General features: G+C 64.9%; 13 protein-coding genes and 1 tRNA gene. 8 read left to right on the forward strand and 6 right to left on the reverse strand.

All coding sequences use genetic code 11. From position 1 onward, the window contains the following. Nucleotides 1-145 precede the first annotated feature (145 nt). The 3 genes from PVW51_RS23385 to rlmB form a co-directional block, all read right to left on the reverse strand. A complete protein-coding gene (locus PVW51_RS23385; protein ID WP_274578063.1) occupies nt 146-613 on the reverse strand; it encodes a CoA-binding protein in 468 nt (155 codons plus the stop codon). A 221-nt stretch (nt 614-834) separates the two neighbouring features. Next, entirely contained in the window at nt 835-1,146 is a 312-nt protein-coding gene (locus tag PVW51_RS23390) for a hypothetical protein (RefSeq protein WP_274578065.1), read from the reverse strand. A 12-nt stretch (nt 1,147-1,158) separates the two neighbouring features. Beyond that, on the reverse strand, nt 1,159-1,938 hold the full coding sequence (gene rlmB, locus PVW51_RS23395) for a 23S rRNA (guanosine(2251)-2'-O)-methyltransferase RlmB (protein WP_274578066.1): 780 nt from the start codon (nt 1,936-1,938) through the stop codon (nt 1,159-1,161). A 113-nt stretch (nt 1,939-2,051) separates the two neighbouring features. Between rlmB and PVW51_RS23400 the strand changes: the two genes are divergently transcribed. Beyond that, nucleotides 2,052-2,135 (forward strand) — tRNA-Tyr (locus PVW51_RS23400). 611 nt (nt 2,136-2,746) lie between these two features. Next, entirely contained in the window at nt 2,747-4,792 is a 2,046-nt protein-coding gene (locus PVW51_RS23405; RefSeq protein ID WP_274578068.1) for an NADH:flavin oxidoreductase, read from the forward strand. Between the two features lie 26 nt (nt 4,793-4,818). Here the strand turns inward: PVW51_RS23405 and PVW51_RS23410 are convergent, their stop codons facing one another. Further along, nucleotides 4,819-5,484, reverse strand: coding sequence for a hypothetical protein (locus PVW51_RS23410; RefSeq protein ID WP_274578070.1), 666 nt, complete (start codon nt 5,482-5,484; stop codon nt 4,819-4,821). A 107-nt stretch (nt 5,485-5,591) separates the two neighbouring features. On the opposite strand from PVW51_RS23410, the gene PVW51_RS23415 reads away from it, so the two are divergent. The 3 genes from PVW51_RS23415 (at nt 5,592) to PVW51_RS23425 (ending at nt 11,176) form a co-directional block, all read left to right on the forward strand. Beyond that, entirely contained in the window at nt 5,592-6,596 is a 1,005-nt protein-coding gene (locus PVW51_RS23415) for a hypothetical protein (protein WP_274578071.1), read from the forward strand. 213 nt (nt 6,597-6,809) lie between these two features. Continuing rightward, nucleotides 6,810-8,102 (forward strand): O-acetylhomoserine aminocarboxypropyltransferase/cysteine synthase family protein, encoded by a 1,293-nt coding sequence (locus tag PVW51_RS23420; RefSeq protein ID WP_269365401.1) that lies wholly within the window; start codon nt 6,810-6,812, stop codon nt 8,100-8,102. Between the two features lie 155 nt (nt 8,103-8,257). Then, complete coding sequence (locus tag PVW51_RS23425; protein WP_274578073.1) at nt 8,258-11,176, forward strand: hypothetical protein; 2,919 nt, start codon at nt 8,258-8,260, stop codon at nt 11,174-11,176. Between the two features lie 63 nt (nt 11,177-11,239). On the opposite strand, the gene hppD is transcribed toward PVW51_RS23425, so the two are convergent. Next, nucleotides 11,240-12,334, reverse strand: a complete 1,095-nt coding sequence (gene hppD, locus PVW51_RS23430; RefSeq protein WP_274578075.1) for a 4-hydroxyphenylpyruvate dioxygenase — start codon at nt 12,332-12,334, stop codon at nt 11,240-11,242. Between the two features lie 144 nt (nt 12,335-12,478). On the opposite strand from hppD, the gene PVW51_RS23435 reads away from it, so the two are divergent. Both PVW51_RS23435 and PVW51_RS23440 read left to right on the forward strand, forming a co-directional pair. Beyond that, complete coding sequence (locus PVW51_RS23435) at nt 12,479-12,934, forward strand: Lrp/AsnC family transcriptional regulator (RefSeq protein WP_114273478.1); 456 nt, start codon at nt 12,479-12,481, stop codon at nt 12,932-12,934. Nucleotides 12,935-12,954: 20 nt separating this feature from the next. Continuing rightward, entirely contained in the window at nt 12,955-14,871 is a 1,917-nt protein-coding gene (locus PVW51_RS23440) for a cation:proton antiporter domain-containing protein (RefSeq protein WP_269365406.1), read from the forward strand. 574 nt (nt 14,872-15,445) lie between these two features. Here the strand turns inward: PVW51_RS23440 and cobT are convergent. After that, on the reverse strand, nt 15,446-16,459 hold the full coding sequence (cobT, locus tag PVW51_RS23445; protein ID WP_274578079.1) for a nicotinate-nucleotide--dimethylbenzimidazole phosphoribosyltransferase: 1,014 nt from the start codon (nt 16,457-16,459) through the stop codon (nt 15,446-15,448). Nucleotides 16,460-16,539: 80 nt separating this feature from the next. Between cobT and cobS the strand changes: the two genes are divergently transcribed. Then, a complete protein-coding gene (gene cobS / locus PVW51_RS23450; protein ID WP_274578080.1) occupies nt 16,540-17,325 on the forward strand; it encodes an adenosylcobinamide-GDP ribazoletransferase in 786 nt (261 codons plus the stop codon). The last annotated feature ends 157 nt before the right edge of the window (nt 17,326-17,482 follow it).

Genomic DNA, 17,482 nt, shown 5'->3' on the forward strand with positions numbered 1-17,482 from the left:
AAGGCTTGTGGCTGGCGTCGTGGAAGAACGATTTCGTTGTTTCGGGGGGGGGCGGGTGCAGGAACGTGCTTTTTCAGCAGCCTCAGGGGGCAAAGCCCCCTCATCAGCATGAATGGATCGTGCCGCGCGCAGCGCGTCCTGCAGATCACAGCTTGCTGGAAATCATCCCCGTGGCAAAGCCGCCCATGCGCAGCTCGCCATGCAGCCGCTGATATTCGATCTTGGGACAACGATTCTGGATCACCGTCACACCCCGCGCCTCTGCAAGGGCCGCGGCTTCGGCGTGTTCGACACCGATCTGCATCCAGATGGTCTGCAACTCCGGAAAACAGGCCAGCGCCTCCTCGACGATCCCGGGCACCGCTTCGGACCGGCGAAAGATATCGACCATGTCGACCCCGCCCTCGATCTGCGACAGCGATCCAAGCACCTCGCGGCCAAAGACCTCTGCGCCCTCATGCAGCGGGTTGACCGGGATCACGCTATAGCCGCGCAGCCCCAGATAACGCGCCACGTAATAGCTTGGCCGCACCGGGTTCAGCGACACGCCCACCACCGCGATCCGCCGGGTGCGGGTCAATATGTCTTTCAGCAAGGCATCAGAATAGGTCATCGGCAAACTCTATCCTGCATTGATCCCGTAAAAAAGGCGCCCGCCTGAATATTTCAGGGGGCGCATAAGGTACGGAACGAGGGACAGTAAAATGACGCACGGGCGTTCCGGGCCCGCCGTCTTGTCTCAAAGATAGGTAGGATCCGAGACAGAAAAAGGGGTTGCGCAATTTTGTGAAGATCAGGTGAACAGCGGGCAGGATTTCGCCGATCTGCAGCCGCTCAATCAAAGATGTCCTCGACCACGTCAAAGGCCTCCTCGGCCATGCGGCGCCAGAGCGATTTGCGCGGCTTGCGCTTCTTTGACCTGCGGTGCGGCTTTGCCTCGGACCCGGGCGCGGCGGGAGAGCGGCGCAGACCGGGCTGATGGCTGATTCCCGTCTTGCGCGGTGCCTCCCTGACCGGCAGGGCCTTGAGATCGTGCAGCGGTGCGGCACATTGCGCACAAGACAGCTCATGCCGTCCCCGGTCCAGTGTCAGCGCCGCGCGTGTCCCGCAGTAACAGCAGGTCGCGATCTTGGTCGGATAGGTCAAATCTCTGCCCCGTCAGCCGTTCTCTCTGACAGCATATAGGGCAATCGCCGCAGCATTTGAGACATTGAGCGAGCCGAATTGCCCGGCTGCGTCAATCCGTACCAGGGCATCCACGGTCTCGCGGGTCTTTTCACGCAGGCCGGGGCCTTCGGCCCCCAGCACCAGCGCCACGGGCCGGTCGCGACGGCCCTCCACGGCGGCCTCGATGGTGGTCGCGGCCTCCCCGTCCAGCCCCAGCACCAGATAGCCCATGCCCTGCAGCGCCCGGATCGCATCGGCCAGGTTGCGGACCCGCAGATAGGGCTGACGCTCCAGCGCGCCTGACGCCGTTTTGGCAAGCGCCCCGGTCTCGGGCGCGGAATGGTGCCGCGTGCCGATCACCGCCGAGGCCCCCAGCACTTCGGCAGAGCGCAGAATCGCCCCCACGTTATGCGGATCCGTCACCCGGTCCAGCAACAGCACGCGCGGCGCCGTGGTCTGCCCGATGCAGACATCCTCCAACCGGCCCCAGTTCAGCGGCCTGACCTCAAGCACCGCGCCCTGATGCACCGATGACGGGTCAAGTGGCGGGCGGAACTTGCGCGGGTCCACAACTTCCGGCGTGATACCGGCCTGGGCAACCGCATCTTCCAGCTTGGCCAGCGCATTGGGGGTGACCATCAGCGTCAGCTTTTCCCGTTCCGGATTGACCAGGGCATCACGCACCGCATGCAGACCGAACAGCCAGACCGTCGCCTGCGCCTCGGCTTTCTTGTCCTGCTCTTTCTGCACCACCCATTTCGGCTTTTTCATCGCATCATCCCTTGTGCCCCGACCGGCCGCTCCGGCGTCAATTTCGCCTTGACGCCTCTCAGGGTCGCTTGTAATCACGCCCCCACGCCGGGCGCAATGCATCAGGCGAAAGTGGGCGACAGGCCGCAAGGTGTGGCAGGGGACTGTAACTCCCTCGCGGAGACGCACGCCTGGTTCGATTCCAGGGTCGCCCACCACTTTCCTCCGCGCCGTTAAGGTCAGCGCCCCCATTCCCCCGGAGGCGCGCCCGAGCCGGGGATGCAGAACGCCTTGCGGGCCGTCGCGCAGATCGCAGCGAGCGGCAGGAAAGAGCCCGGAGTGACGCGAAGCGCAAGCCGGGCCGTCGCCTGCCCGGGGTGGGCGATGCTGACCTTGGTTCATGCCACTTTATTTCTCAACTTTGATGAATCCCATCGGGGACACAGACAGCCTCACCAAATCGCCTACCCGACCGGCGGGCAGGCGATGGCCCGGCGCCTTCGGCTTGTTCCGGGCCTGGGTGCCAGTGATCGACGGCAGCAAAGTCCGCACACCGGTCCTTGACCCAGACCGCGCCGAAGGTCCGGCTTGGCTCAGAAACGCCTGACCTTCGGCCCCATATCGCATGAGGCGGCTCGTCGACAGGATTCAGGAAATCCGGGTGCATCAAGTCAATGCTGCGCGACGTTCCACACCCCGGGGTGACATGAGCAGACATGACCGCCCCGATTTGTCGGCTTTCGCATATCAATGCCGCTTTGCAGATTGACAGCGGGCCGCACCGTCACTGACCTTTGCCGAAAGTCCCTGCCCCGGAAGGCCTGTCCCGATGTCCACCGATCCCCTGCTGCAACCCTTCCAGCTCAAGCACCTGACCCTGAAGAACCGGATCATGACCACCGCCCATGAACCGGCCTATGCGCAGGACGGCATGCCCCGGGACCGCTACATCGCCTATCATGAGGAACGGGCAAAGGCGGGCGTGGCAATGGCGATGACCGCCGGTTCGGCCTCCGTCGCGCGCGACAGCCCGCCGGTGTTCAACAACATCCTCGCCTACCGGGACGAGGTTGTTCCTCATACCCGCGACCTGACCGACGCCCTGCACGCCCATGGCTGTGCCGTCATGATCCAGCTCACCCACCTGGGCCGGCGCACCGTCTGGAACAAGGGCGACTGGCTGCCTTCGGTCTCCTCCACCCGCCACCGGGAGGCGGCGCACCGCGCCTTTCCCAAGCTGGTCGAGGATTGGGACATCGAACGCATCATCAACGACTTTGCCGATGCCGCCGAAAGGATGCAGGCGGGCGGCATGGACGGGATCGAACTGGAGGTCTACGGCCACCTGCTCGATCAGTTCTGGTCGCCGCTGACCAACCAGCTGACCGGACCCTATGGCGCCGATACCCTGGAAAACCGCATGCGCTTTCCCATGGATGTGCTGAGCGCCGTGCGCAAACGGGTGGGCAAGGATTTCATCGTCGGCTTCCGCTATACCGCCGATGAGGCACAAAAGGGCGGCATCGACGAAGCGGAAGGAGTCGAGATCACCAAAAGGCTTTGCGCCGACGGCCAGCTTGATTTCCTCAATGTGATCCGGGGGCGGGTCCACAGTGACCCGGCGATGGTCAATGTCATCCCGGTGCAGGGCATGCAATCTGCCCCGCATCTGGATTTCGCGGGCCGGATCAAGCAGATCGCCGACCTGCCGGTGTTCCACGCCGCCAAGATCCCGGACGTGGCGACAGCCCGCCACGCGGTGCGGGAGGGGCTGCTGGACATGGTCGGCATGACCCGTGCGCATATGGCCGACCCCCATATCGTGCAGAAGATCGTGGAAGGGCGCGAGGACGACATCCGCCCCTGCGTCGGGGCCACCTATTGCCTCGACCGCATCTATCAGGCGGGCGAGGCGCTGTGCATCCACAATGCCGCCACCGGGCGCGAGCTGACCATGCCCCACCACATCGCCCCAGCGCCCGAGCGCCGCAAGGTCGTGATCGTGGGCGCGGGGCCCGCCGGGCTGGAAGCGGCCCGGGTCGCCGCAGAGCGGGGTCACGACGTGACCCTGTTCGAGGCCGCCGCCCTCCCCGGCGGCCAGATCCGACTGACCGCGCAAAGCCCGCGCCGCCGCGACATGATCGGCATCATCGACTGGCGCATGGCCCAATGCATGGCGCGCGACGTCACATTCCACTTCGATACCTGGGCCGAGGCGGCAGATGTCCTGGCGTTGAACCCAGATGTGGTGATCACCGCCACCGGCGGCCTGCCCAATACGGAGCTTTACGAAACACAAGGCGACCTGCCGGAGGTCGTCACCGCCTGGGACCTGATCGCAGGCGACGTGAAACCGGCGGGCCATGTGCTGATCTACGACGAGAGCGGGGACCACCCGGCCCTGCAGGCCGCCGAAATCGCCGCCATTGCCGGATCGAAGGTCGAGGTGATGACACCCGACCGCACCTTCTCCCCCGAGGTGATGGGGATGACGCTGACGCCCTACCTGAAGAACCTGTCGGACAAGGACGTGACCTTTACCGTCACCCGCCGCCTGCTGGATGTCATCCGCGACGGCAACCGCCTGACCGCGACCATCGGCACCGACTACAGCGATCACAGCTATCAGGCGAGCTATGATCAGGTGGTGGTCAACTACGGCACCCGCCCGCTGGACGATCTCTATTTCGAGCTGCGCGCGGCCTCGCGCAATGGCGGAGAAGTCGACCACAACGCATTGATTGCAGGCCGGCCGCAGCAGATCACCCGCAATCCCGACGGCACATTCCAGCTGTTCCGGATCGGCGATGCCGTATCATCGCGCAACACCCATGCGGCGATCTATGACGCGCTCAGGCTGATGAAGGATATCTGACCGCGCCATCACACAGGATCACAGGTTCACGGGATCAGCACGGCGCTGCGGTCGAAACTGGCCATATCCATGCTCAGATCGTCATAGACGATCTGGATCGTGATGCTTTCAACCGCCCCTTCGCGCAAGGACAGATAGGGCAGCCCATCCTCTTCCAGGATCGCATTGGGTGTCGCATATTCCAGGTGACAGGGCGGCAAGGGCCAGTTCTGCATCGCCTCACCGTTCACGGAAATCGCAATGGCGGACAGGCCGCAGCGCCAGCTCCACAGATGGGTGATGTAAAGCAGGTCCTTGCCGCCGTATTGGCGCACAGCCACCCAATTGCCCTTTGTCGCGTTCAGGATCGGCTTGATTTCACCCGCGGTGGTGAACTTGCCGCTGGGGGTCTGCGGCTCTGCCACAAGTCCCGCGGGCACAACCGCCATGTTGAAGGGGGTCTGCGCGGGTGCCGGGGCTGCGGCAACAGGCGCCGTGGCAGGCGCAGGCGTGGCAGGCACCCCTTCCAGCAGGGTCCCCTGCCCGATCACGACCGATCCCTGCCCGACCGATACGCTGGCAGGCGGCGCAGCCGGTGCCACGGGGGCCGCGGGGGCCGCCGCCTCGGCCACTGCCGTTTCCCTGGGCATGGGTGCGGCCTCCCCGGCCCCATGCGCACCTGCCGCCAAAATGGCAAAAAAGAAATCCAACATCACTTCAATCCCTCACTCCCGGCCCAAATGCCGCCTTTTGCGAAATTGCATATGCCCCTATAGTCACCCCAAGAAAAAACAGGGCAGGTCACAGGGGCAATCAAAGTATGGCACGCAAACCCGTGCAATCGCAAACCTACAACATTGCGGTTGTGGGACAGGCCGGACGGCTGTCCTACGAGGCGCTGATCTTTGCCGCCTCCCTGCGCGAGATGAGCCCGGATTTCAAAGGCCGCCTGCTGGTGATGGAGCCGCAACCCGGCCCGCTGTGGAAATCGGACCCCCGGATTCAGACCGCCGACATCCGCGCCGCCCTGGCCGACCTCGGGGCCGAGATCATTCCCTTCAACAGCCGGTATTTCGGCAGCAGCTACCCCTATGGCAACAAGATCGAGATGCTCGGCGCCCTGCCAAAGGGTGAACCCTTCGTGTTTTTCGACACCGACACGCTGATCACCGGCGCGCTTTCGGATGTGCCTTTCGATTTCGACCGCCCCGGCGCCTCCCTGCGCCGCGAAGGCACCTGGCCGATCCCGCAGCTCTACGGGCCAGGCTACGCGGGGCTGTGGAAAAGCCTCTATGACAAGTTCGATCTGGATTTCGACAGCAGCCTCGACCTGACCCAGCCCGATGAATACTGGCAGCGCTATCTCTACTTCAACGCCGGGTTCTTCTATTACCGCTGCCCCCATGTCTTCGGCGAAAAGTTCCTGGAATACGCCCTGGCGATCCGCGACAACCCGCCGGTCGAACTCTGCGCGCAAAGCTTCGATCCCTGGCTTGACCAGATCGCCCTGCCGCTGGTCATCCATGCCCTGGGCGGCGGCAAGGACAGCCTGCCGCCGGGCCTGCTGGACGGCAGCATCACCTGCCACTACCGCCTGCTGCCCCTGCTCTACGCCCGCGAAAGCGACCATGCGATCCAGGTGCTGGAGCGCGTCACCGCCCCCAACAGGCTCAAGAAGGTGCTCAAGGGCTCCGAAGCGGTCAAACGCATGGTCTACCAAAGCCGCGGCCACAAGGTCCGCGCGCTTTTCGATCAGAACGACCTGCCGCGCAAGGAACAGGCGCTCCGCAACCGGATCAAGAAAAACGGCTTCTGGATTCGCTGATCCGCTTCATTGTTCCCAAAATACACGGCACGCCGTCCCGCATCCGCGCAACGCCGGCGCGATGGGCTCAGGCCCGCCACGGGCACCTGTAATCGCATGCGGCGCAGCCGCGCCTTTTGGTCACGCCTGCGCACCGCCTTCCCCCGCGCCGCTCTCTTGTGTGGCACAGGCCAATCGCTTACCCATGTGGCAAACACCCTTGGGAGAGAGACCATGACCGACGGACCCACCTACGGCTTCGACACGCTGCAAATCCACGCGGGGGCCCGCCCGGACCCGGCCACCGGGGCGCGCCAGACGCCGATCTACCAGACCACCGCCTATGTGTTCCGCGACACCGACCACGCGGCGGCGCTGTTCAACCTGCAGGAAGTGGGCTTCATCTATTCGCGCCTGACCAACCCCACCGTCGCTGTCCTGCAGGAACGCATCGCCACTCTCGAAGGCGGCGTCGGCGCGGTCTGCTGCTCTTCGGGCCATGCGGCCCAGATCATGGCGATTTTCCCGCTGATGGGGCCGGGCAAGAACATCATTGCCTCCACCCGGCTTTACGGCGGCACCGTCACCCAGTTCAGCCAGACCATCAAACGCTTTGGCTGGTCCTGCAAATTCGTCGATTTCGATGACCTCGACGCGGTCCGCGCGGCGGTGGACGACGACACCCGCGCCATCTTTGGCGAGGCCATCGCGAACCCCGGCGGCTATATCATGGACGTCCGTGCCATTGCCGACATCGCCGATGAGGCCGGCGTGCCGCTGATCATCGACAATACCTCCGCCACGCCCTACCTCTGCCGACCCATCGAACATGGCGCGACACTGGTGGTGCATTCGACCACGAAGTATCTCACCGGCAACGGCACCGTCACCGGGGGCTGCGTGGTGGATTCAGGCAAGTTCGACTGGTCCGCGAATGACAAGTTTCCCTCGCTGAGCCAGCCCGAACCCGCCTACCACGGCCTGAAATTCCACGAGACCTTCGGCGCGCTGGCCTATACTTTCCACGGCATTGCCATCGGGCTGCGCGACCTGGGCATGACGATGAACCCCCAGGCGGCACATTACACCCTGATGGGGATCGAAACCCTGTCCCTGCGCATGGACCGCCATGTGGCCAACGCCAGGAAGATCGCAGAATGGCTGGAAAAGGACGACCGGATCGACGCGGTGACCTATGCCGGTCTGAAATCCTCCCCCTATTACGAACGCGGGACCAAGCTCTGCCCGAAAGGCGCGGGCGCGCTTTTCACCATCGCGGTCAAGGGCGGCTACGAGGCCTGTGTGAAACTGGTCGAAGCGCTTGAGATCTTCAGCCATGTCGCCAACCTGGGCGATACAAGATCGCTGGTGATCCACTCCGCCTCGACCACGCACCGCCAGCTCAGCACCGAACAGCAGGTTGCCGCCGGTGCGGGCCCCAATGTGGTGCGGATCTCCGTCGGCACCGAGGACCCGGACGACCTGATTGCGGACCTTGATCAGGCGCTCAGCAAGGCAGCAGGCTGACCTGGGCGGCAGGGGCCTGAACCGGGCCCCTGCCCCCTGCCCGACACTCCCGTTGCCGGGAGTGTGGCTTTTCTTGCGCGGGACCCTGCGCTAACCTACGCTTCACCGGGAAGGTGCCCTGTAAAGCGCAGAACCACTGTGTTAAAGTTGTGACGATGAAGCCAGATTTTGCCCTTTCGCTGTCTTTTGAAGGAATTCGGCTGCTGCATCGCGCGGCCGGAGGCTGGCGTATTGTCGGCGAGGTGGCGCTGACCGCCGATGACCTGAACGCAGATCTTGCCGTCCTGCGGAAATCCGCCACCGCGCTGGAACCGGCCGGGCTGCGCAGCAAGCTGCTGCTGCCGGACGCGCAGATCAAGTATCTGACCATCGACACCCCCGGCATGTCCGAAGCGGACCGCCGCGAAGCCGCCCGCGCGGCGCTTGACGGGGCCACCCCCTATGCGGTCTCGGATCTTGCCTTTGACATCAGCCTCGACGGGCCGCGCACCCATGTGGCCGCCGTGGCCCGCGAAACCCTGGCTGAGGCTGAGGCCTTCGCCGTGGAACACCGTTTTCACCCGGTCAGCTTTGCCGCCGTACCGGGCAACAGCCCCTATCTGGGGGAGCCTTTCTTTGGCCAGACAGAGGTGGCCTCGGAACTGCTGGAGGACGGCGAAACCGTGGAGGCCGATGGCATCGCCGTCGTCGTGATCGGCAATGTCACCGTGCCGGACGGCCCGGTCGCGGCCGGACCTGCGCCTGCCGCACCGGATGACGCCGTTCAGAAACCCGACAGGGCGGCACCGCCTGCCGCCTCCACAGCTGCGCCCGAATCCAAGGCAGAGGTGACCTCCGCGGCACAGGCGCCGACAGCCCCGCCGGCCCGGAAGACGCCAGAACCTTCAGAAGCCCCCCGCACCGCCCCGTCAGAGGCAGAAGCTGAACCGGTTGAGGCCACATCCTCCGAGGCGCCAAAGCCTGAGGCAACTGCCGCTGAACAGCCTGCCGCACCGGAAGCACCCGCCGCACCGCGTGGCGACGCGACGGCAAAAGCACCTGAGGCACCGGCCACATCCCGGAGCGCCCCGCCGCCGCCGCCATCGGAACCCGAAGCAGCAAGACCTGCAGCGGAGAAGGGTGAGGACCGCGCCGTCAAACTGCCCCCGGCCCCGGCACCAACACCTGCCGTGCCGGCCCCGCCGATCGGGGCCGCACCGGTGGTTGTCACGCCGGAGCCCGAAACAGCCAGGATTGCCCCCGCAGAAGACAAGCCGGATGCCGCCACCTCCGACAGCCCTGCCGATCCGGCCGATCCGGCCGACGCCGGGGCAGCGCAGGATGTGCCTGTCATACCCTCCCTGCGGGCCGCGCGGGCGGAAAAGGCGACACCCGTTGCCCCCCTGCCGCCGCTGCGTGCGGAACCTGCCGGATTTGCCAGTCGGCGCGGCCGATCGGCGGCACCCTCACTTGAAGGCGCGCGGCGCGAACCATCGCTCGGCGCACCCACCGCTCTGCCCACCGGCGAGGATGCGGTGCTCCGGCCGGACAGTTCTTCCTTTGACACGCCTGTCCCGAGGCCGGAAGTGACCGCGCCCGCCGCTGCCCCCGCGCCCGCACGCGGTGGTTTCCTGAGCCGCAGGCGCAAAGGGGCATCCGCGCCCGAAAGGCGCATCCCGGCCAGTCCGGCCCCGCAACCCGGCGGCGCGGCAGTATCCGAAGCGGAGCGGATGACCGTTTTTGGTGCCCGCCGGACCGAGGTTGGCGGCAAGCCCCGTTTCCTCGGGCTGATCCTGACAGCGGTGCTGCTGGTGTTCCTGGCCGGTGTCGCGGCCTGGGCCTCGGTCTTCCTTGACGAGGGCATGAGCCTGTCGCGGCTGTTCGGTCCGCGCCCCACGCCGGAAGTGGCCGCGGCCCCGGACACACCGCTGCCCGAGCAACCCGCGCCCGAAACCAACGACCCGGTGCAGACCGCCGCGCTGGACAGCGGCTTGACCGAGGAAGACGGTGCCGTGCTCGACGCCCTGCGCGAGCCCCTGCCCCCGGTCGAACTGGACCTCAGCGAGGCCGAGCTTGAAGCAAAATACGCGGCCACCGGGATCTGGCCCCGCGCCCCCATCGTGCCGCCGGATCCGGCAGGCGAAATCGCAATCGAAGATCTTTACCTGACCAGCATCGACCCGGTCAGCACCGCTGCGGATGCAATTGCCCTGCCCGCGCTGGACAGCCTGCTGACCGACACTGCCCTGGGCGAGGTCGCGAACCCTGCCGCTGCAGGGACCCGCTTTGCCATCGGCGCAAATGGCCTGGTGATTCCGACGTCGGCAGGAACGGTGAACCCCGAGGGCGTCACCATCTATCTGGGCAAACCCGATGTCCTGCCCCCCGACACCATCATGGCCCGCTATCAGCCCCAGACCGCGGAAACCGCAGAGGATGTGCCGGAGCTGAACGTGCTGGCCGCCTTCCGGCCCAGGACCCGGCCCGGCGGGCTGATCGAGAATGCGGAACGTGCGCAGTTCGACGGGTTGACCATTGACGAGCTGAGCCAGTACCGCCCCGCATTGCGTCCGCAATCGGTGCAGGAACAGGCGGCAGAGGCCGCCGCACCGGCGATTGCCCCCGCCGATACCACCGAAGCGGTGGCACTGGCGCTGGAGACACCCGCACAGCCGACCGCTTTTGAGAACCCGACGAAATTTGCCGTTGCCGCCTCGGCCCGGCCCGATACGCGGCCCCGCAACTTTGACCGTATCGTCAAACGTGCCGAACGCACGGCGCCGACAGAGGAAACCCGCGTCGCCAGTGCAGGCAGCGTGGCACCGCGCACGGTCTCCCCCAGCATTCCGTCAAAGACTTCGGTTGCGAAACAGGCGACGGTCAAGAACGCCATCAATTTGCGCAAGGTCAATCTGATCGGTGTCTACGGGAAGCCCTCGAACCGCCGCGCGCTGGTCCGTCTGGGCAACGGGCGGTACAAGAAAGTTGTCGTGGGCGACCGGATCGACGGCGGCCGCGTCTCTGCCATCGGGGATGCCGAACTGCGCTATACCAAGGGTGGCCGGTCTGTCGTGCTGACCATGCCAAGAGGCTGAGAAGCTGAAAGGGGCAGCGCCCGCAGGCCCGCCCCCTCTGCTCATCAGTCCGGATTGCGCCGCTCAGGAGGCTTTCAGTTCGCCGCTGTCGAGCTGTTCCTGCTCGATGCTTTCGAACAGCGCCTTGAAGTTGCCTTCCCCAAATCCGTCATCGCCCTTGCGTTCGATGAATTCGAAAAAGATCGGGCCGATCACGGTTTTCGAAAAGATCTGCAACAGGATGCGGGTTTCGCCGCCATCCACCACGCCTTCGCCGTCGATCAGGATGCCGTGTTTCTGCATCCGCTCCAGCGGTTCCTCGTGGCCGGTCACGCGGTCCTTGCTCATCTTGTAATAGGTCTCGGGCGGGCCGGGCATGAACTGCACGCCCTTCTCCGCGATGGCGTCGGTCGCATCGTAGATGTTGCGCGCGCCGACGGCGATGTGCTGAATGCCTTCGCCCTTGTATTTCTTGAGATAGGCCACGATCTGGCCCTTCTCGTCACGGTCCTCGTTGATCGGGATGCGGATCCGGCCACAGGGCGATGTCAGCGCGCGGCTGGTCAGCCCGGTGAACTTGCCCTCGATGTCGAAAAAGCGGATTTCGCGGAAGTTGAACAGATCGCCGTAGAACTTGAACCAGACGTCCATATTGCCCTTGAACACATTGTGGGTCAGGTGATCGAGATAATAGAACCCGACGCCTTCGGGCTTGGACGTGGCAATCCAGTCGTATTCCCAGTTGTAGGGCGAGGTGTCGTAGTATTGATCCACAAAGTAGAGCAGCGAGCCGCCGATCCCCATGATTGCGGGCACATCCAGCACCTTGCCGTCGCCGGTATATTCCTCGGCCCCATTGGCGAGCGCATGTGCAAGCGCCCGTTTGGCATCGACCACACGCCAGCCCATTGACGGGGCGCAGGGGCCGTGTTCGGCCACGAACCGGGCGGCAAAACTGTCGGGATCGGCGTTCAGCACATAGGTGATGTCACCCTGCTGCCAAAGCTCGATCTTCCTGGTCTTGTGGTTGGCCACATGGGCATATCCCATCCGGGCAAAGAGATCGCGCAGTTCCTGCGGATTCTCCGATGCGAATTCGACAAATTCGAATCCGTCGGTGCCGGCGGGATTCTCGGCGGTGATTTTGGATTTCGGTGCGTCGTGCGGGAAAGGTCCCATGAGAAGCCTCCTCAACAAATGTGGAACTGTTGGGCTCAGGATAAGTTCCGATGCCTGCCAATGCTGCGCATAATTGGGGAAGGTTCTGGTAATTTACACATAAATACCGCATGATACCTGCATTAGACGCGGGAAATGCGCATCATGCTGGATGATATCGACACAAGACTGCTGGCCGCCCTGCAGCGCGACGCCCATCTGACGGCGCAAGAGCTGGGCGAGACGCTGAACCTGTCGCCCTCGCAGGCAGGCAGGCGGCGGCAGCGGCTGGAAAGCGAAGGCTATATTCAGGGCTACACCGCCCGGCTGGATCCCGTTCGCCTGGGCCTGAACGTGCAGGGGTTTGTCCAGGTCCACCTGGGCACCCACGGCCCCGACCATTCACGCAGTTTTGCGCGACTAATGGCCAGCCGTGCCGAGATTGTGAGCGTCTGGACCATGACGGGGGATGCGGATTACCTGCTGCGTGTCTATTGTGAGGACTTACCCAGCCTGAACCGGCTGATTCACGAGGTCTTGCTGCCGCATCCGGCTGTATCCAGGGTGCACAGCCAGATCGTGATGGACCAGCTCAAACGCGATGGGCCTCTGCCCACCTGAACCCTTTTGAAAGGACCCACATGGAAGGCTTCCTGTTCCAGGCCTCGATCTATCTTGCAGCTGCGGTGATCGCGGTGCCCATCGCCGCCCGTCTGGGGCTGGGGTCGGTGCTGGGGTATCTGGCGGCAGGCATCCTGATTGGCCCGGTGCTGGGCCTTGTCGGGTCCGAGACCAAGGATCTGCAGCATTTCGCGGAATTCGGCGTGGTCATGATGCTGTTCCTCATCGGGCTGGAGCTGGAGCCGCGCGCTCTGTGGGACATGCGGCACAGGTTGCTGGGGCTGGGCGGGCTTCAGATCATCCTGACCTCGGCGGCCCTGATGGGGGTCGCGATGTCATATGGCCAACCCTGGAACGTGTCGCTGGCAGTGGGTCTGACGCTGGCGCTGTCGTCGACCGCCATCGTATTGCAGACCCTGTCCGAGAAGAACCTGATGCAGACCGGCGGCGGGCGCAGCGTCTTTTCGGTGCTGCTGACCCAGGATATCGCGGTGATCCCGATCCTGGCGCTGCTGCCCCTGCTGGCCAGCGGCAGCATTGGTGGCATCCTGCCGGACGGGTCGATATCGCTTAACCCCGAGCAGGTGGATGCGGCCCATGGCGCCGAAGCGGGCGATCACGGCCCAGCCGCTGCAACGGCGGCCTTCGACTTTGTCCAGGGCCTGCCCGGCTGGGGCATCACGCTGGTCACCATCGGCGCGGTCCTGTCGATCATCATTGTCGGCGTGTTCTTTACCCGCCCTGTCTTTCGCTTCATCCATTCCGCCAACCTGCGCGAGATGTATACCGCGCTGGCCCTGCTGATCGTTGTCGGCATTTCCTTTCTGATGATGCTGGTGGGCCTCTCCCCCGCCCTTGGCGCCTTTCTGGCGGGTGTGGTTCTGGCCTCGTCCGAGTTCCGCCACGAGCTGGAGACCGACCTTGAACCCTTCAAGGGCCTGTTGCTGGGCCTGTTCTTTGTCACCGTGGGGGCCGGGATCAACTTTGAACTGCTGTTCAGCAAGCCGATCCTGCTGGTGGGGATGGCGGTGCTGGTGATCGTGGTCAAGGGGCTGATCCTGGGCGTGCTGGGGCGGATCTTCCGGCTCAGGGGACGGGACCAGTGGCTCTTTGCCCTCAGCCTCGCGCAGGCGGGGGAATTCGGCTTTGTTCTGGTCAGCTTTTCGGTCGCCACCGGCGTCATGCCGGGCGCGATTGCGGAGACCCTGCTGCTGGTGATCGCGCTGTCGATGCTGATCACGCCGCTGCTGTTCATCCTCTATGACCGGATCAGCCGGCGGATGGACGTCAAACACGGGCCCCTGACCCCCGATGAGATCGACGAATCCGGGCCGGTGATCATTGCGGGCATCGGACGCTTCGGCCAGATCGTGAACCGGCTGGTGCAGGCCAGCGGATTCCAGACCGTGGTGCTGGACCACAACCCCGATACAATCGCCGTGATGCGCCGCTTCGGGTTCAAGGCCTTTCTGGGGGACCCGACCCGCCCCGACATCCTGCGCAAGGCGGGTCTGCGCGAGGCCAGCGTGCTTGTGGTTGCGCTGGACGACCAGAAATCGGCCTTGCAGCTGATCGCCTATGCCCGCAAGGAACGGCCCGATCTGCATATCGTCGCCCGTGCCCATGACCGCACCGACGTCTACCGCCAGTATCAGGCCGGGGCGGATGACATTGTGCGCGAGATGTTCGACAGCTCGCTGCGGGCCGGCCGCTATGTGCTGGAAAACCTCGGCCTGTCGGAATACGAGGCCGCCGAGGCGCAGCGCATGTTCTATGCCCATGACCGCAAGTCGGTGCGCGAACTGGCCGCGCTCTGGCGTCCGGACATCGACCCCTCGCAGAACAAGGCCTATGTGGCCCGCGCGAAGGAGCTGCAGAAGGACCTCGAAACCGCCTTTCTCAACCGCGTCGACCACGAAGAGAAGAAACGCGCTTAAAAAGCGATCCGGGATATACTTGGATCACTTGTTCGCTGCCTCTCCCTTCGGTCGAATGCGAAAAGTGATGTGCGGTGTTGCAGGTTTGTCCCGATACGCTGTGGGTGTAAGCAAACCGGGCGTTGTGTCACATCCCTGGGTCAGAGCGCGGCGCTACGTCCGATGGTCGAGGCGGGGCCAAGCGGTCTTCGTGAGAATGCTGCGAAGGGCGGGATCGAGCCGCCTCCACCGCCGACATCAAGCACAAGCCGGGCCGTCGCCTGCCCGGGGTGGGCGATCCTGACGTCTGTCCATGCCACTTGATTTCTCAACCGTGATGATACCTCTCAGAGTATCACCCAGTCTCACCAAATCGCCCGCCCGAGCGGCGGGCAGGCGATGGCCCGGCGCCTTCGGCTTGATTCCGGGCTTTGGTTCCCAGTGATCAAGCGGCAGTTTTGTCCCGCACGGCAGCCCCTCGCGCACCCCGCGTCGAAAGGCCGGTTTGGGTCAGAATTGCCTGGCACTTCATTCTAATGCAGCGTCGGGTGAGTCTGGTCTTTCCGAAAGGGCTATCGGCGCAGGCTCTCCGGGTTCAGCCGTCGCTGACACCCGCCTGAGCAAAGGTTGCCATCCCGCCATGGCAGGCCAACGCCGCTTTCAGCACGGAAATCGCAAGCGTCCCGCCGGAGGCTTCGCCCAGCCGCAGGCCCAGCTGTAGCAGCGGCACCTTGTCCAGCGCCTGCAACAGACGCGCGTGGCCGCCTTCGGCGCTCAGATGGCCTGCAACGGCGTGATCCAGCGCTCCAGCCCGGGTATGTTCCAGACACAGCGCCGCCGCGCAACAGATGAAACCATCGAGGATCACCGGAATGCGCAGGCTGCGCGCCCGCGCCATCGCGCCGGCCATCCCGGCCAGCTCGCGGCCACCCAGACGGCGCAGGGTCTCCAGCCCGTCGCCCTGCCCGCCATGCAGCGCCACGCTCGCGCGCACCACTTCCGTCTTGACCGCCAGCGCCGCATCATCGACCCCGGTGCCGCGCCCGGTCCACTCCGCCGCATCGCCGCCCAGCAGCGCGAGGGCAAGTGCGGCCGCACTTGTGGTATTGGCAATCCCCATCTCGCCCACCACCAGCAGATCGGCGGTGACTTCCACCGCATTCCAGCCTGCGGCAAGCGCCGCGACCAGTTCGGCCTCCGTCATCGCAGGACCCGTGGTGAAATCCGCCGTGGGCCGGTCGAGGTCCAGCGGCACAACCGTCATCGAGGCCCCCGCAACCCGCGCCAGTTGGTTGACCGCCGCGCCACCCGCCTGAAAGTTCAGCACCATCTGGCCGGTGACTTCCGCCGGAAAGGCCGACACCCCCCGCGCCGCGACCCCGTGATTGCCCGCAAAGACAATGACCTGGGGCGCTGCAATCTCGGCCCTGTCGCCGCCGCGCCAGCCGCGATACCACAGGGCCAGATCCTCAAGACGGCCCAGCGATCCCGGCGGCTTGGTCAGCTGTCCGTTGTGATCCGCCGCTGCCGCAAGGGCCACCTGGTCAACGCCCTCAGGCGCGGCCAGAAGGTCGCGGAACGCAGAGAGACTTGCAAAAGGCTGGGTCATGGGCATGCTCGGCTTGAATGATGAATTGCCCCTGTCTATCGACAGCGCCTGAGCGCGGAAAGGGCACAAGGGGCGGAATTTTGGATAGAAGCGACATTCCCGGAGGGCGGCAGGCATTTCAGCCCCAAGACCTTGTCATCGCGCTGGGGCTGCTGACCCGCCTGCCCCTGCCTGCGCAGGCCTTTGCCGCATCGGGCAGCCGCCCGCCCGCACAGGCCGCCTGGGCCTATCCGCTGGTCGGTCTGGTGGTTGCTGTCGCGGCTGTGCTTGTGGCCTGGCTGCTGGGCGGTCTTGGCCTGCCTGCCCCGGTGCAGGCAATGTTCGTGATCGCCGTCACCGTGGTGCTGACCGGCGCCATGCACGAAGACGGGCTGGCCGATTGCGCCGATGGCTTCTGGGGCGGCTGGACCCGGGAGCGGCGGCTGGAGATCATGAAGGACAGCCAGATCGGCACCTATGGGGTGATCGCCCTCGTGCTCTCGCTGGTGCTGCGCTGGCAGCTGATTACCATGCTGATCGACGCCGGGGCGCTGACAACGGCGCTGATCCCGGCGGCAATGGTATCGCGGGCTGCCATGGTCTGGACCATGGCGCGCCTGCCGCAGGCCCGGGACAAGGGCTTGTCACGGCAAACCGGCATCCCCGCACCGCCTGCCCTGATGGCTGCGGTTGCCATCGGGTTATGCGCGGCCCTGTTCACCGCAGGATGGTTCGCAACGATCCTTGTCAGCATCCTGCTGACCTTCGCGACGGGCCTGCTGGCACGGGCCAAGATCGCGGGCCAGACCGGTGATGTGCTGGGGGCCACACAGCAGATTGTCGAAATCGGCTGCCTGCTGTCGATCAGCGCCTTTGCCCTGAGCTGAAAAGCAAAACGCCGCGCCCCTGATGGGACGCGGCGCCAGATTGCTGACAAACCCGGAAACGGCTGCCGCGGGAGGTAAATCGTTCTTCTGCGCTCTGCGTTCCGTTTTCGAACGAAGGGCCGCGCCCGAGCCTGGGAGGGCGCATTGAGACGCGCAT

Origin of the sequence: Sulfitobacter sp. PR48 (assembly GCF_028807335.1) — a bacterium.
GTDB lineage: Bacteria > Pseudomonadota > Alphaproteobacteria > Rhodobacterales > Rhodobacteraceae > Sulfitobacter.